The organism is Pseudomonas sp. DR208, assembly GCF_019823005.1.
GTDB classification, from domain to species: Bacteria; Pseudomonadota; Gammaproteobacteria; order Pseudomonadales; family Pseudomonadaceae; genus Aquipseudomonas; species Aquipseudomonas extremorientalis.
Map to the genome: position 1 here is coordinate 726,844 of NZ_CP081944.1, position 16,741 is coordinate 743,584.

The window sequence follows — 16,741 nt, forward strand, 5'->3', positions numbered from 1 at the left end:
ATTTTGGCCGTGTTTCGTCAGGGTTAGCCGATGGTCATCAGGCTGGCGTTGCCACCCGCCGCAGCAGTGTTAACACTCAACGCCCGCTCAATCACCAAACGCTCCAGCGCAATCGCCGTCTCGCCCTGGGACAAACCATGCACCCCGACAATCGCGCCACCACGCTGTGCCACTTGCTGGCACACCGCGCGCAACTGGTCGGAATCACCGTGGTGCAATACCGCATCGAACACCACTTCGTCCTTGGTCCAGTCGGCCACGCGCTTGATCTTCGCCTGAATCTCCTTCGGCAGGCGTGGGAACAAGGCTTTGGTCAGGTCAGATTCCGGCCATACCGCCGAACCGCCCACGGCCAGCACTGCCGCCAGTTGCGTCAACAGATCACCTTCCACGTCCGCCAGGCACAGAACGTGCTCGCGGGGCAGGATGGCGTAACTGTTGCGCTCGCCGGTCGGGCCGGCCAGTTGGCGGGTGATACCGCTTTGCGATTGCGCGGCGAACTGGCTGCACAGGGCGCTGAGTTCGCTGAACTGGTTGCTGTCGGCCCAGGTTTTGAGGGCCGTCAGCGGTTGGCTCATGGCGTCGCGCAAACGAACATCCGGTGCGGCCAGTGCGTCGCAGCGTACGAAGGATTGCTCGATCGCATCCGTAGGACGGGTCGACAGCAGGCGGTACAGGTACAGCGGACCACCGGCTTTTGGACCAGTGCCCGACAGGCCTTCGCCGCCGAACGGTTGTACGCCAACCACGGCACCGACGATGTTGCGGTTCACATAGACGTTACCGGCATTGACGTTGTCGATCACCTTGGCGATGGTCTCGTCGATACGGGTGTGCACGCCCAGGGTCAGGCCGTAGCCGGAAGCGTTGATCTGGCCGATGAGCTGGTCGATCTCTTTACGCTTGTAGCGCACCACGTGCAGCACCGGACCGAAGATCTCGCGTTGCAGCTCGTCGAAGCTTTCCAGTTCGATCAGGGTTGGCATCACGAAGGTGCCGCGCTTGATCTCTTCACCATCGGCAATCGCCACCTGGTATACGTTGCGGCCTTTGTCGCGCATGGCCTGGATGTGTTTCTCGATGCCGGCCTTGGCTTCGGCGTCGATCACCGGGCCGATATCCACCGACAGGCGCTCCGGGTTGCCCAGGCGGCATTCAGCCATGGCGCCCTTGAGCATTTCGATCACACGGTCTGCTGAATCTTCCTGCAGGCACAGTACGCGCAGGGCCGAGCAACGCTGGCCGGCGCTGTCGAAGGCCGAAGACACCACGTCGATCACGACTTGTTCGGTCAGCGCCGAGGAGTCGACGATCATCGCGTTCTGGCCGCCGGTTTCGGCGATCAACGGGATCGGACGGCCCTGGGCATCCAGGCGGCCGGCGACGTTGCGTTGCAGCAGGCGCGCCACTTCGGTGGAGCCGGTGAACATCACGCCTTTGACGCGATCATCCCCCACCAGGCGGGCACCCACGGTTTCGCCCTGGCCCGGCAGCAGTTGCAGCACGCCTTCCGGAATACCGGCTTCCAACAGGATGCGCACGGCTTGCGCGGCGACCAGCGGAGTTTGTTCGGCCGGCTTGGCCAGTACCGGGTTGCCGGCGGCCAATGCGGCGGCGACTTGGCCGCTGAAGATGGCCAGTGGGAAGTTCCACGGGCTGATGCAGACCACCGGGCCCAGTGGGCGGTGGGCGTCGTTGGTGAAGTCGTTGCGTGCCTGCACCGCGTAGTAGCGCAGGAAGTCCACGGCTTCACGCACTTCGGCAATGGCGTTGGCGAAGGTCTTGCCGGCTTCGCGGGCCAGCAGGCCCATCAGCGGCTGGATCTCGCCCTCCATCAGGTCGGCGGCGCGCTCCAGGATCGCGGCGCGTTCGGCGGGCGGGGTGGCCTGCCAGATCGGACCGGCACTGATTGCGCACTGGATGGCGTTGTCGACATCTTCGACGGTGGCTTCTTGCACATGACCGACTACATCACGCAGGTCGGACGGGTTGAGCACCGGCGCCGCTGCTTGCTCGCTGGAGGTGCAACCGAGCATCGGCGTGGCTTTCCAGTTGTTGTGAGCGGTGGCGAGAAGGGCGCAGGACAGCGATGCCAGGCGATGTTCGTTGGCCAGGTCGATACCGGCCGAGTTGGCGCGGTCGCTGCCGTACAGGTCACGTGGCAATGGAATGCGCGGGTGCGGCAGGCCGAAGCCGCCTTCCAGCGTGGCCATTTGCTCGATGCTGGCCACCGGATCGGCCACCAGCTCCTGGATCGAGATGGATTGGTCGGCAATACGGTTGACGAACGAAGTGTTCGCGCCGTTTTCCAGCAGGCGACGGACCAGGTAGGCCAGCAGCGTTTCGTGGGTGCCGACCGGTGCATACACGCGGCACGGACGGTTCAGCTTGCCATCGGCAACCTTGCCTACAACCTGCTCGTACAGTGGCTCACCCATGCCGTGCAGGCACTGGAACTCGTACTGGCCGGGGTAATAGTTCTGACCGGCGATATGGTAGATGGCCGAAAGCGTGTGGGCGTTGTGCGTGGCGAACTGCGGGTAGATGACTTCCGGTACCGACAGCAGTTTGCGTGCGCAGGCGATGTAGGACACGTCGGTGTACACCTTGCGGGTGTACACCGGGTAGCCTTCCAGGCCTTCGACCTGGGCGCGCTTGATTTCGCTGTCCCAGTACGCGCCTTTTACCAGGCGGATCATCAGGCGGTGGCGGCTGCGGCGCGCCAGGTCGATGACGTAGTCGATCACATACGGGCAACGCTTCTGGTAGGCCTGGATCACGAAACCGATGCCGTTCCAGCCAGTCAGTTGAGGCTCGAAGCACAGGCGTTCGAGCAGGTCCAGGGACAGCTCCAGGCGGTCGGCTTCTTCGGCGTCGATGTTCAAACCGATGTCGTATTGCTTGGCCAGCAGGGTCAGGGACAGCAGGCGCGGGTACAGCTCATCCATCACGCGCTCATACTGCGCACGGCTGTAGCGCGGGTGCAGCGCCGACAGCTTGATGGAAATGCCCGGGCCTTCATAAATCCCACGGCCGTGGGAGGCTTTGCCGATGGAGTGGATGGCTTGTTCGTACGAGGCCAGGTACTTCTGGGCATCGTGTTCGGTGAGCGCGGCTTCACCGAGCATGTCGTAGGAATAGCGGAAGCCTTTGGCTTCGAACTTACTCGCATTGGCCAGGGCTTCGGCGATGGTTTCGCCGGTGACGAACTGTTCGCCCATCAGGCGCATGGCCATGTCGACGCCCTTGCGGATCATCGGCTCGCCGCTCTTGCCGATGATGCGGCTCAGGGACGAGGTGAGGCCGGCTTCATTGTGGGTGGCGACCAGTTTGCCGGTCAGCAGCAGGCCCCAGGTGGCGGCGTTGACGAACAGCGACGGGCTGTTGCCCAAGTGCGGCTGCCAGTTGCCGGTGCTGATCTTGTCGCGGATCAGCGCGTCGCGGGTGCCCTTGTCCGGGATGCGCAGCAGCGCTTCGGCCAGGCACATCAGGGCAACGCCTTCCTGGGACGACAGGGAAAACTCTTGCAGCAGGCCCTGGACAATCCCGGCACGGCCGCCGGCGCTCTTCTGGTTACGCAGTTTTTCGGCAATCGAGGCGGCGAGCTTGTTGGTGGCTTCGGCCATCGGCGCCGGCAGGCGGGCCTGTTCGATCAGCATCGGCACCACTTCCGGCTCGGGGCGACGGTAAGCGGCAGTGATCGACGCACGCAGCACGGATTGCGGCAGGATGCTTTCGGCGAATTCGAGGAAGCACTGGTGGGCGTGGTCGGTCTGGACCTCGCCCGCGTCGTCGGCGTCCTTGCTGCTCAAACCATTGAGTTCGGTCAGGGTTGCACCACCCTCCAGTTTCTCCAGGTAATTGAAAATCGCCTGCTTGATCAGCCAGTGAGGCGTGCGATCAATGGAGGTCGCGGCGGCCTTGAGGCGCTCGCGGGTCGGGTCGTCAAGTTTGACCCCAAGGGTGGTCGTAGCCATTTTCTTATCCTCATGGGTGCCACTACCGAGTGGCATCAGCTGGCGGCAAGATTAGCTTTGCGCATGCTGAGGTGCAACCGGGTGCAACCCATTTTCTTCATGATTTTTTCGATCGTGATCGGGAAAAAAACCGGCCTTCGACGGAATCCGCTTCGCCTTGGTGCGTTTGCTTCTGAGATCGGCTGTTCTTGCTCCAAAAAGGAGCAAAAACGAGGTGTTTTGCGCATTTAACATCAAGGTGCAACTTATTCTCGCGAAACTGGTTGCACCTTATTTGCTTTGTTGAATAGCATTCGCGCCCAAGGTGCAACCACCTCTGAGGTTTGGTTCATCGGCTGGCGGCTTTCCTGGGGAAACGTCAGTCATAAATGCGCGGCACGCAGCTACGTCTACCTACTTCCAGTGGGTGGTCGTCTGACAGACCGCCGCTACATAAAAACAAAGCCAGGGCGTCACTCTTATGAGCGTTAGTAATCCAACTCTGATCACGTTCGTGATCTACATCGCAGCAATGGTGCTGATCGGCTTCATGGCCTATCGCTCCACCAACAACCTTTCCGACTACATCCTGGGCGGTCGCAGCCTCGGTAGCGTGGTGACAGCCTTGTCGGCCGGTGCTTCCGACATGAGCGGCTGGTTGTTGATGGGCCTGCCGGGCGCGATCTACATGTCCGGCCTGTCGGAAAGCTGGATCGCCATCGGCCTGATCGTCGGTGCCTACCTCAACTGGCTGTTCGTCGCCGGTCGCCTGCGGGTCCAGACCGAGCACAACGGTGACGCCCTGACCCTGCCGGATTACTTCTCCAGCCGTTTCGAAGATAAAAGCGGCCTGCTGCGGATCATCTCCGCCGTGGTGATCCTGGTGTTCTTCACCATTTACTGCGCTTCCGGCATCGTGGCCGGTGCCCGCTTGTTCGAAAGCACTTTCGGCATGTCCTACGAGACCGCCCTTTGGGCCGGTGCCGCAGCGACCATTGCCTACACCTTCGTCGGTGGTTTCCTGGCCGTGAGCTGGACTGACACCGTACAGGCCACCCTGATGATTTTCGCGCTGATCCTCACGCCGATCATCGTGCTGCTGGCCACTGGTGGCGTCGACACCACTTTCCTGGCCATCGAAGCCAAGAACCCTGACAACTTCAACATGCTGAAAAACACCACCTTCATCGGCATCATTTCACTGATGGGCTGGGGCCTGGGTTACTTCGGCCAGCCGCATATCCTGGCGCGCTTCATGGCGGCGGATTCGGTGAAGTCGATTGCCAAGGCGCGTCGTATCTCCATGACCTGGATGATCCTGTGCCTGGGCGGCACCGTGGCGGTGGGCTTCTTCGGTATTGCCTACTTCTCGGCCCATCCGGAAGTGGCCGGTCCTGTGACTGAAAACCACGAACGTGTATTCATTGAGCTGGCCAAGCTGCTGTTCAACCCATGGATTGCCGGCGTGTTGCTGTCGGCCATCCTGGCTGCCGTGATGAGTACCCTGAGCTGCCAATTGCTGGTGTGCTCCAGCGCCCTGACCGAAGACTTCTACAAAACCTTCCTGCGCAAGACCGCCTCCCAGGTTGAGCTGGTGTGGGTCGGTCGTGCCATGGTGCTGCTGGTGGCCCTGGTCGCTATCGGCCTGGCCGCCAACCCGAACAACCGCGTACTGGGCCTGGTGAGCTACGCCTGGGCCGGTTTCGGCGCCGCGTTCGGTCCTGTGGTGCTGATCTCGGTGATCTGGAAAGGCATGACCCGCAACGGCGCACTGGCCGGTATCCTGGTCGGCGCGATCACCGTGATCGTGTGGAAACACTTTGAGCTGCTGGGCCTGTACGAAATCATCCCAGGTTTCATCTTCGCCAGCCTCGCGATCTACGTCGTGAGCAAGATGGGCGCACCGACTGCAGGTATGGTCGAGCGTTTTGATGCGGCGGAAAAAGACTACAACCTCAACAAGTAATTCGCCGGGCCTTAAGCGCCTGATGAGTTGAAAGAGAGGCCCGCTTCCTATGGATAGCGGGCCTTTTTTTGCGTGTGCTTTACGCCGACCCAGAGAGAATTCGTACGCGTTTTTGTAGGGTTTTACTGATTTGTCTGGCGCGTGCTCGGCAGAGGGCAGCCGTGATGCAGAATCGGCCCCTTACCCCTTGCAGAGAAACACCGGATGTTAGCTCCTGCCAATCAGAGTGCCTTTACCCTGTCCCTCAATGGGGAGCCCAGTGAGTTCAAGGTCCACGGGTTCATGGGGACTGAGTTCATCAGCCTGCCTTTTCGCTTTGACCTGGAGTTGGTCAGCGAGCAACCCGACCTGGACCTTGAGAGCCTGCTGCACAGCCAGGCGTTCCTGGGGTTTGATGCCAATGGCCATGGCATTCATGGCCTGGTGTATCGGGTCGCACAAGGCGATTCGGGCAGGCGTCTTACGCGCTATCAGATCACTCTGGTGCCGCAGCTGGCTTATCTGGAGCACAGCACGCATCAGCGGATCTTCCAGAAACAAACAGTGCCCCAGATCATTGCGCAGGTATTGGAAGCCCAGGCAATCAAGGCTGATGCCTTCGCGTTTCATCTGAGCGGCAAGTACCCCGAGTGTGAGTATTGTGTTCAGTTCGGCGAAACCGATCTGGAGTTCATTCAACGCTTGTGTGTCGAATGGGGCATTCACTATCACTTCCAGCACAGCCCCGAGCGCCACCTGTTGGTGTTTGGCGACGATCAGAGTGTGTTCTCGCAGCCGGATCACGTCACGCCGTATTCACCCGGCTCCGGGATGGTGGCCGATGGGCCTGCGATCAAGCGCTTTATTCTGCGGCTGAAGACCCGCACCAGTGAGGTGAATCTGCGGGACTACGACTTCAAAAAGCCGAACCTGACGTTGGAAAGCGCAGTCTCCAGCAAGCAGCAACCGACTCTGAACGAACAGCGTTACCCAGGGCACTTCGTGGATCGTGAGCGCGGCAAGTACCTGGCGCAACGCATGTTGGAGCGTCATCGCAGCGATTACTGCCAGGCCAGCGGCCATAGCGACCAGCCGGCGTTGGTCACCGGACAGTTCCTGAAGATGGCTGGGCACCCTCGCCAGGAGTGGAATGATTTGTGGCTGGTCACTCAGTTGCACCATACAGGGCGGCAGCCTCAGGTGCTTGAGGAATCTGCCCCTGAAGGGTACGGCGATGAATCCTCCCAAGGCTACAGCAATGAATTTGTCGTAACGCCCTGGGACGTGCTGTTTCGAACACCGCTCCTGATGTCGCGGCCGCCCATATCGGGTTACCAGAACGCAGTGGTAACGGGGCCAGCCGACAGTGAAATCCATTGTGACGAGTACGGCCGGGTCAAGGTGCAGTTTGCCTGGGACCGCAACGGTGAACACAACGATCAGTCCAGCTGCTGGCTGAGGGTTGCCAGCGGTTGGGCTCATGATCGTTATGGTTCGGTGTTGATTCCGCGGGTCGGCATGGAAGTTCTGGTGGGCTTCGTCAATGGCGACCCGGATATGCCATTGGTGATGGGTTGCCTGCCTAATGCGGCAACACAGGTGCCCCTTGATTTGCCGGCGGACAAGACCCGAAGCATCTTGCGCAGCCAGAGCAGCCCTGGGGGTGGTGGCTACAACGAGCTACGCATCGAGGATCGTAAGGGGGCCGAGGAAATCTATCTGCGTGCCCAGCGGGATTGGACGCAACATGTGCTGCATGACCATCGGGTGACGGTGGACGGCGAATCGCACCATGAAGTGCAGGGCGAGGAACAGCGGATAAATCATGGCAACCGCCTGACCGACCTCAAGCAGGACGACCATCTGGTGGTGGGCGGTTCGCACCAGGTCCGGGCCGGGCAGACCATCCAGATAGGCGCAGGACAAAGCATCGTCATCGACGCAGGCGCGACCGTCACGATTCAGGCGGGTGGGCAGTCGATCACCCTGTCTGCCGGTGGCATTTTCAGCAGCGTGCCGATCCAGCCTGGCGGGGCGCCCGCTGCAGTAGCGGCGCCGTTGATGCCGGGGGTGAAGGAAAAATTGTTGGCAGTGATCCCGGCTCCGCTGTCCCGTGTGCAGGTCGCCAGCCTGAAACGCAGTGCACCGTTTTGCGAAGAGTGCGAACGATGCAGGAACGGCCAGTGCAATCTCACCTGACCTCCACCCAGAAGGACTCTACGTCGATGCTTCAACCCTTGCTTGCTGGTGAAAAGATCTTCGCAGTACTCGGCGCTGCCAGCGACGTCCAGCCCTTGAATGCGTGGCGAACGCTGGCCGGCGGAGCGCCTTTGCATCCCGTTTGGGCCAGTACGGCCTATGCGACCTGGGAGGAGGTGATGCCCTATGTAGGCATCGTCGATCCAGGTAGCGCGTTCCTGGAGTGGGCTGCCGCCACAGACACCACGGATTGGGGGTGGCTGGCCGTATCGTCCTGCCCGTTGGACGTGGTGGTCGCACACCTGCAAAGCCTGACCAAGGTGTACCTGGCCGATGGGCAAGAGGTATTTTTGCGCTTTTGGGATGGCGCGCAGTTTCTGCCGATCATTCAGCGCTGCGGTGAAGAGCTGTTGCCGGTGTTCCCGCGATACCTCATTAATGGCCAATCGCTGACTGTTGCGACTGGCCCGGTCACTGCCGCCAAAGCCAGCCCATGGTGGCGAGTGCCGGTACCTTTGCTGGAGCACTTGGCGGAGCAATCGCCGCAAACCCTGGTCGGTAACCTGTTGCAGTGGCTCGAAGAGCAGCGACCCGACCTCTACACCGCTTTTGCGCCGGCGACCTTGCAGCACAAGGTCGCCTACTTTGCGCGTCAATCGGGTATCAGCCATGAAGCGCTGGCTGATTACCTGGCCTCAGAGCTGAGTTGAGCCCAGCGCCTGCTGCAAATCCTCGATCAGGTCTTCAATGGCCTCGATGCCCACCGACAGGCGAATCATCTCCGGCTTCACGCCGGCCTTGGCCTGTTCTTGCTCGTTCATCTGCCGGTGGGTGGTGGAGGCCGGGTGGCAGGCCAGGGATTTGGCATCGCCGATGTTCACCAGGCGCTTGAAGATGCGCAGTGCGTCATAGAAGCGCACGCCGGCCTCATAGCCGCCCTTCAAGCCAAATGAAAGGATTGCTGACGGTTTGCCTTGCAAGTACTTCCGCGCCAGTTCGTGGTGCGGGTGGTCCGGCAGGCCTGCGTAGCTGACCCACTCTACCTCGGCATGGCCTTGCAGGAACTGTGCGACCTTCAGGGCGTTTTCAGTATGGCGCTCCATGCGCAGGGCCAGGGTTTCCAGGCCTTGCAGCAGCAGGAAGGCGTTCATCGGGGCCAGTGCCGCGCCGGTGTTGCGCAGTGGAACGGTGCGGGCGCGAGCGATGAAGGCGGCCGGGCCGAATTTCTCGGTGTAGACCACGCCGTGATAGGCGGGCTCGGGGTTGTTGAGCCCGGGGAATTTCTGCGGGTAGTCGGTCCAGGGGAAGTTGCCGCTGTCGACGATCACGCCGCCCAGGGAGTTGCCGTGGCCGCCGATGTACTTGGTCACCGAGTGCACCACGATATCGGCGCCGAACCGGATGGGTTTGCACAGGATCGGTGTGGCCACGGTGTTATCCACCACCAGCGGCACGCCGCGCGCGTGTGCGACGTTGGCCAGGGCTTCCAGGTCGACGATGTTTCCCGCCGGGTTGCCGATGCTTTCGCAGTACACCAGCTTGGTGTTGTCGTCGATCAGCTCGGCGATGGCTTCGGCGCAGTCATCCCGGGCAAAGCGAACATCGACGCCGAAGCTGGGCAGCAAGTGCGCGAACAAGGTGTAGGTGCCGCCGTAGAGTTGCGGGGTGGTGACGATATTGTCCCCGGCGCGGGTGAGCGTCTGGATCGCGTAGTGGATCGCCGCGCTGCCGGCCGACACCGCCAGGCCTGCGATACCGCCTTCGAGCGCGGCGATGCGTTGCTCCAGCACGTCGTTGGTGGGGTTCATGATCCGCGTGTAGATATTGCCGGGCACGTCCAGGTTGAACAGGTCGGCGCCGTGCTGGGCGTTGTCGAATTCGAAGGCAACATTCTGGTAGATCGGCACAGCAACAGCCTTGGTGGTCGGGTCCGACTTGAAGCCGTGGTGCAGTGCGATGGTGGCGTCTTTCATGAGGGTGATGGACCTCCCTGGAGTATGGATCGCCACAATAAGTCCGAGTCATCATTGATATTTAGACTTTTTTCAGGTGAAAGCCTGTCTTTTCGATATAAGCACCGCCCGGCACGTTGCCCTGCACCAACGCTTGCGTAAAAGGTAAACTTCGCCCCCTGCGCAGGAGCAACCATGAATTATCGTCACGCCTTTCACGCCGGCAACCACGCCGATGTCTTCAAACACCTGACCTTGACCCGCCTCATTGCCCTGATGTCGCGCAAGGAGCAGCCGTTCGCCTACCTCGACACCCATGCTGGGATCGGTCTGTACGACCTGCAGGGCGACCAGGCCAACCGCACCGGTGAATACCTGGAAGGCATCGCCCGCCTGTGGGGTGCAAGCGACCTGCCGCCGTTGACCGCCGATTACATGCGCGTGCTGCATGAGATGAACCCGGATGGCGAGTTGCGCTACTACCCTGGTTCGCCCGAGCTGGCGCGGCGCCTGACGCGCCCTCAGGACCGCGTGCTGCTCAATGAGAAACACCCGGAAGACGGCGTGTTGCTCAAGGACAACATGAAGGGCGACCGCCGCGTCAAAGTGCACCTGGGCGAAGGTTGGCACGTACCGCGTGCGCTGTTGCCGGTGCCGGAAAAGCGCGCGCTGATGCTGATCGACCCGCCGTTCGAAAAGCTCGACGAGATGCAACGCTGCGCCGCCTCCCTCAAGGAAGCCGTGGGCCGCATGCGCCAGACCGTCGCGGCCATCTGGTACCCGGTGAAGGACCAGCGCATGTTGCGTCGTTTCTACCAGGACCTGGCCGGCACCGGCGCGCCGAAGTTGCTGCGAGTGGAGTTACTGGTGCATCCGTTGGACACCCCCAACACCCTGACTGGCTCGGGCCTGGCCATCGCCAACCCGCCGTGGGGGCTGGAAGAGGAGCTGCGTGAGCTGCTGCCGTGGCTGTCCAGGAAGCTTGGGCAGACCCAGGGCGGATGGCAGATGGATTGGCTCATCGCTGAGTAACCACGCCTGGTTAGAAACAATATGGCAGGGGGCAAGCCCCAATGCCGGTCAGTTAAGGGACAGAACGGGCAACCAGTCACCTGTGGCGAGCGGGCTTGCCCCGCGTTGGGCTGCGAAGCAGCCCCAAAACATAGCCCCGGAGCTGTCTGGCACACTGCAGTGCTCTTATTGGGGCTGCTGCGCAGCCCAACGCGGGGCGAGCCCGCTCGCCACAGTTACAGTGTTCCTCCTTAACTGACTGGCATTAGGGCAAGCCCCCTCCCACATTTTACCCGTGTCGGCTTTAGATCGGGCAGGTCACACCGGTGCCACCAATCCCGCAATAGCCCTGCGGATTCTTCGCCAGGTACTGCTGGTGATACGCCTCGGCGAAGTACACCGTCGGTGCCTCTTCGATTTCGGTGGTAATCGCACCCAGGCCGGCCTTGGTCAGTTCGGCTTGATACGCCTTGGCGCTGGCCTGCGCCGCCGCCAGTTGTTCCGGCGTGGTGGCATAAATCACTGAGCGGTACTGGCTGCCGATGTCATTGCCCTGGCGCATGCCCTGGGTGGGGTTGTGCAGTTCCCAGAACATTTTCAACAAGTCTTCGTATTTCACTTTGGCCTGGTCATACACCACCAGCACCACTTCGCTGTGGCCGGTCAGGCCCGAGCAGACTTCTTCATAGGTCGGGTTGGGCGTGTAGCCACCGGCGTAACCGACCACAGTGCTGACCACGCCATCGCGCTGCCAGAACCGACGCTCGGCACCCCAGAAGCAGCCCAGGCCGAAGATTGCAAAGCCGACGTCATCGAGGAACGGTCCGAGCAGCGGGTTGCCATTGACGAAGTGCGTCTCCGGCAATGCCATCGGGGTTTCACGGCCAGGCAGAGCTTGTTCTTGAGTGGGCAGCACGTTTTTGTTCACCAGAATTTCCGAGCGCAAGACCATGATCAGTCCTCTCGTCAGGTTGAGTTAGCAATAAAGATTGAGACCGCCAGTGTGCCCGAGTGTTACAGCGCTGTCAGGCGATAGGGCCGCGCGGGTAGCGTTTCAGCATCGCCAGCAGCTCGGCGCCGGGGATCGGCCGGTCGAACAGGTAGCCCTGGCCCACATCGCAACGGTGCCGGCGCAGAAACGCCAGTTGCTCGGCGGTTTCGATGCCCTCGGCCACCACCTTTAGCTTGAGGTTGTGGGCCATGGCGATCACCGCCGAGGTGATTTCCATGTCGTCCTGGTTGTCCGGGATTTCGTGGATGAAGCTGCGGTCGATCTTGATGATGTCGATGGGGAATTTTTTCAAGTAACTCAACGACGAGTAACCGGTGCCGAAGTCGTCCATGGCCAGGGTCAGGCCGAAGCTCTTCAATTGATCAAGCTGCAGGCGCGTGTCTTCGGTGGCTTCCAGTAGCAGGCCTTCGGTCAGTTCCAGCTCCAGCAGGTTGGCCGGCAGTTTTTCTTCCTTGAGGATCGTGGCGATCGAGGCCACAAGGTCCGGATCGGAAAACTGCTTGGGTGACAGGTTGATCGCCACCTGCAAGTTGCCCATGCCAGCGGCGGTCAACTGACGGCTCATGCGACAGGCCTGGCGCGCGATCCATTTGCCGATGGGGATAATCAGGCCGGTTTCTTCAGCCACGCTGATGAATTGGTCAGGGCGGATCATGCCTTTTTCCGGATGGTTCCAGCGCAATAGCGCTTCCATGCCCAGCAGACGGCCACTGCGCAGGCACAGCTTGGGCTGGTAGAACACGTCCAGCTCGTTCTGGGTGAGGGCGCGGCGCAGGTTGTTCTCGACGAACAGCTTGTAGCTGGCCTCGGCATTCAGCGCTTCGGTAAAGATCTGCACCTGATGTTTGCCGTTGGCCTTGGCCTTGTGCAGGGCGAGGCCGGCGTTACGCATCAGGGTCTGCGGGTCGCGGCCATGCAGTGGCGCGCAGGCCAGGCCCACGGAGCCGGTGACGCTGATCAACTGGTTGTCGACGAACATCGGCTTGTCGAGGGTCGCGAGCAATTGGCTGGCCACCAACTGGCCACTTTCCAGGTCGGTGTCGTCGAGCAGCACCGCAAACTCGTTGCTGGCAAAGCGCGCCAGGCTGCCACCGGTGCTCAGGCTGTTGCGCAGGCGCCGGGCCAGGCTGATCAGCAGCTTGTCACCGGTCTGGTGGCCTAGGCTGTCGTTGATGCGCTTGAAGTTGTCGATGTCCACCAGCAGCAGGCTGATCGGGCTGTCGCTGTCACGGGCGAAGCGTTCATCGAGGTTGCGGATGAACGCCGGGCGATTGCCCAGGTTGGTCAGGTTGTCCGTGTAGGCCAGGCGCTCGATACGCTGCTGGGCCAGCTTGGTCTGGGTAATGTCTTCGTAGATGCCGATGTAGTGCGTCAGCTCACGGTTGTCGCCATACACCTTGGAAATCGACAGCTGGCCCCAGTAGGGCTCCAGGTTCTTGCGCCGGCTCTTGAATTCGCCCTGCCAGCTGTTGCTTTTGGCCAGGCTCGAGGGGGCGTCGAACAGCAATTCGCTGAGGTTCTCCAGCGCCGGCAATTGGGCCAGGCGGTGGCCGTGAACCTCTTCGGCGCTGTACTGGGTGATTGCAGTAAAGCTTGGGTTGACGTACTCCACGACACCATCGCAGTTGACCAGCAGAAAGGCGTTGGCGCTTTGTTCCACGGCACGCTGGAACAGGTGCAGGGCGCTGGTGGCGGTGCGGCGATTGTGGTTGTTGATCACCTGGGCGAACTGGTCGGCCAGCTCGCCGGCAAAGGCGATTTCATCGGCCTGCCAGGCGCGGGTGCTGCCGCTTTGCTCCAGGCACAGCACGCCCACCACATGGCCATCGACGCGAATGCTCGCGTCAAGCATCGCGTGGATGTCTTTGTCGCGCAGGCTGTCGGCCATTTCTCGGGTGCGCGGGTCGCGCAGTGCGTTGGTGGCGTCGATGGCCCGGCTGGAGTGCAAGGCTTCCAGGTAGTCCGGGAAGCAGCTGGCGTCGATAGGCTCGGGCAAGTGATGCTGCCCGTCTGCGCGGTGGTAGGCGGAGATCGGCACCAGGCGCTGGCCTTCAAGGTTCCAGATGCTGGCGCAGTCGATCTGGTAGATATCGCAGGCGCTGCGGGTGATCAGCTCGGCGGCTTCCTGCAGCGAATTGTTAGTGGTGTAGCGCTGGCGGGCCAGCAGCAGGATCAACTCCTGTTGGGCGCGCACCCGCTCAAGGTGCTGCAACTGTTCCTGCTGGGCCCGCTGGTTGAGTTCCAGGGCGATCTGCAGGCGGCTGTTCTGGTTCTCCAGGTCTGCCGTGGGCACGGCAGTGGGGATTTCACTGAACAGGCCGTCGACCACCATCAGGTAGCCGCGCAGCAGGTGGCGATTGTGTTGTTTGTAGGCTTCGCCCATTTCCAGCAGGCTCAGCGGGCCGTCGCTGGTGTGCAGGGTATAGCGCACCAGGTAGTGCGGGCTCTGGTTCAGTTGCTGCTGGATGATGTCATGCAGTTGATAGCGCGCCTGAGGCTCCATCAGGCTGGCGTACGGGGTGCCGATCAGCGCGCACAGCTCGACCGCCGGCAGGCCGAATTGGCGCTCGCAATTGGGGTCGAGGTAAAGCAGGGCCCAGCTTGCCTCATTAAGCCGCTCGAAACGCAGCATACCGAGGCGCGAAGGCACCGGTAACTGCGTCACTACCTCGGCCGCCATTCGGGCGACATCGGGCTGGCTTTTCATGGGGGAGACTCACTTGAAATAACGCGCACGGCGCCGGGCTCACGCCCTCTTTTCTGTTGCCTGCGGCAAGGTTGCATCATGCGGCGCGGGCTGACAAGAGAGGATGAAGGCTAAGTGCTATAACGGGGTTATCGGCTGCGGAAGGGATTTCTGCAATCGAGGTGATGGAAGGTGTACAAACCTGTCTTGTATGTCCAGTTTCCTGCCTGAAAGCCGGCAAAAAAAGCCCCGCCAAGTGGCGGGGTTGAGGTACGAGCGTGGCGCTCGAAAATCGATACAGCCAGGCCTCCTCAGTGAAGAGGAGGCCGTGACGGTTTACAGCAAGATCGTGCGGATATCGTTCAGCACTTGGCCCAGACGCTGGGTGAAGCGCGCAGCGGCGGCGCCGTTGATCACACGGTGATCGTAGGACAGCGACAGCGGCAGCATCAGCTTCGGCTGGAACGCTTTACCGTCCCAGACCGGCTGGATAGTCGCCTTGGACACACCCAGGATCGCCACTTCCGGCGCGTTGACGATTGGCGTAAAGCCAGTACCGCCAATGTGACCGAGGCTGGAGATGGTGAAGCATGCGCCCTGCATGTCGTCCGGGGTGAGCTTCTTGTCGCGGGCCTTGGCAGCCAGCGCGGCGGCTTCGGCTGCGAGTTGCAGCAGGCTCTTCTGGTCGACGTTCTTGATCACCGGTACCAGCAGGCCATCCGGGGTGTCCACCGCGAAACCGATGTGCACGTACTTCTTGCGGATGATCGCCTTGCCGCTTGGCGCCAGCGAACTGTTGAAGTCCGGCAGCTCCCTGAGCAGGTAGGCACAGGCCTTGAGCAGCAGCGGCAGCACGGTCAGTTTCACGCCGGCTTTTTCGGCCACGGCTTTCTGCGCAACGCGGAAAGCTTCCAGGTCGGTGATGTCGGCCTGGTCGAACTGCGTCACGTGCGGGATGTTCAGCCAGCTGGCGTGCAGGCCGGCCGCGCCGATTTGCATCAGGCGGGTCATCGGCACTTCTTCTACTTCGCCGAAGCGGCTGAAGTCCACGGTGCGGATCGGCGGAATGCCCGAACCACCGGTAGCGCCACCAGCAGCTGGCGCTTCCTTGGCTTTCTGCATCATGGCCTTGACGTAAACCTGCACGTCTTCCTTCAACACGCGACCGTGAGGGCCAGTGGCCGCCACAGCGCTCAGCTCAACGCCGAACTCACGGGCCAGTTGACGCACGGCGGGGCCGGCGTGAACCTTGGCACCGCTTGGCGCAGGTGCGGCAGCAGCAGCGGCCGGAGCGGCCTCGACTTTTGCAGCAGGTGCAGGTGCAGGTGCAGCGGCAGCCGGTGCGGCTTCAGCCTTGGCGGCTGGAGCAGCGGCCGGGGCGGCGGCAGGCGCAGCGCCTTGTACTTTCAGCTTGAGGATGAAGTCACCGGTGCCGACTTCGTCTTCCAGCTTGACCGCAATGCTTTCCACCACGCCGGCAGCCGGCGAAGGGATTTCCATGGAGGCTTTGTCGGACTCCAGGGTGATCAGCGACTGGTCGGCTTCGACGGTGTCGCCGACCTTGACCAGCAGCTCGATGATCTTGGCCTTGCCCGACGAACCGATGTCCGGGACGTGAATGTCCTGGACAGTGGCGGCGGCAGGTGCGGCAGCCGCAGCGGCAGGCGCTTCGGCAGGTTTTTCAGCAGCAGGCGCAGGTGCAGCGGCGGCAGCAGGGGCCGCCGGCGCAGGGGCCGCATCAGCGGCACCTTCGATTTCCAGCTCCAGCAGTTCGTCGCCTTCTTTCAGGCGGTCGCCCAGCTTCACTTTCAGGCTCTTGACCACGCCGGCCTTGGGAGCAGGGATTTCCATGCTCGCCTTGTCCGATTCCAGGGTCAGGATGCTCTGGTCGGCTTCGACGGTGTCGCCGACCTTCACAAACAGCTCGATTACTTCACCTTCACCGCTGCCGATGTCAGGTACGCGAATGAGTTCGCTCAC

9 protein-coding genes are annotated in these 16,741 nt (G+C 61.7%); 4 read left to right on the plus strand and 5 right to left on the minus strand.

Annotation, left to right across the window (positions count from 1 at the left end; translation table 11 throughout):
- Positions 1–23: 23 nt before the first annotated feature.
- Positions 24–3,977, minus strand: a complete 3,954-nt coding sequence (gene putA / locus K5K89_RS03205; protein ID WP_222540849.1) for a trifunctional transcriptional regulator/proline dehydrogenase/L-glutamate gamma-semialdehyde dehydrogenase — start codon at positions 3,975–3,977, stop codon at positions 24–26.
- Positions 3,978–4,437: 460 nt separating this feature from the next.
- Here putA and putP point away from each other — a divergent pair, with 460 nt between their 5' ends.
- The 3 genes from putP (at position 4,438) to K5K89_RS03220 (ending at position 8,810) form a co-directional block, all read left to right on the plus strand.
- Complete coding sequence (gene putP, locus K5K89_RS03210; protein WP_071492330.1) at positions 4,438–5,922, plus strand: sodium/proline symporter PutP; 1,485 nt, start codon at positions 4,438–4,440, stop codon at positions 5,920–5,922.
- A 204-nt stretch (positions 5,923–6,126) separates the two neighbouring features.
- Positions 6,127–8,100: a type VI secretion system tip protein VgrG gene (locus K5K89_RS03215; RefSeq protein WP_222540850.1), complete on the plus strand. Its 1,974-nt coding sequence runs from the start codon at positions 6,127–6,129 to the stop codon at positions 8,098–8,100.
- 26 nt (positions 8,101–8,126) lie between these two features.
- Complete coding sequence (locus tag K5K89_RS03220; protein ID WP_222541678.1) at positions 8,127–8,810, plus strand: DUF4123 domain-containing protein; 684 nt, start codon at positions 8,127–8,129, stop codon at positions 8,808–8,810.
- On the opposite strand, the gene K5K89_RS03225 is transcribed toward K5K89_RS03220, so the two are convergent.
- Positions 8,796–10,073, minus strand: a complete 1,278-nt coding sequence (locus tag K5K89_RS03225; protein WP_071492327.1) for an O-acetylhomoserine aminocarboxypropyltransferase/cysteine synthase family protein — start codon at positions 10,071–10,073, stop codon at positions 8,796–8,798. The genes K5K89_RS03220 and K5K89_RS03225 overlap by 15 nt on opposite strands.
- A gap of 174 nt (positions 10,074–10,247) precedes the next feature.
- On the opposite strand from K5K89_RS03225, the gene K5K89_RS03230 reads away from it, so the two are divergent.
- Complete coding sequence (locus tag K5K89_RS03230; RefSeq protein WP_071492326.1) at positions 10,248–11,084, plus strand: 23S rRNA (adenine(2030)-N(6))-methyltransferase RlmJ; 837 nt, start codon at positions 10,248–10,250, stop codon at positions 11,082–11,084.
- 283 nt (positions 11,085–11,367) lie between these two features.
- Here K5K89_RS03230 and msrA read toward each other — a convergent pair whose 3' ends face one another.
- From msrA to aceF, 3 genes are all read right to left on the minus strand, one after another.
- Positions 11,368–12,015 (minus strand): peptide-methionine (S)-S-oxide reductase MsrA, encoded by a 648-nt coding sequence (gene msrA / locus K5K89_RS03235; RefSeq protein ID WP_071492325.1) that lies wholly within the window; start codon positions 12,013–12,015, stop codon positions 11,368–11,370.
- A gap of 73 nt (positions 12,016–12,088) precedes the next feature.
- Positions 12,089–14,782 carry a putative bifunctional diguanylate cyclase/phosphodiesterase gene (locus K5K89_RS03240; protein ID WP_071492324.1) on the minus strand — a complete coding sequence of 898 codons (2,694 nt, stop codon included), beginning with the start codon at positions 14,780–14,782 and terminating at the stop codon, positions 12,089–12,091.
- Between the two features lie 315 nt (positions 14,783–15,097).
- Positions 15,098–16,741 carry a dihydrolipoyllysine-residue acetyltransferase gene (gene aceF, locus K5K89_RS03245; protein WP_222540851.1) on the minus strand — a complete coding sequence of 548 codons (1,644 nt, stop codon included), beginning with the start codon at positions 16,739–16,741 and terminating at the stop codon, positions 15,098–15,100.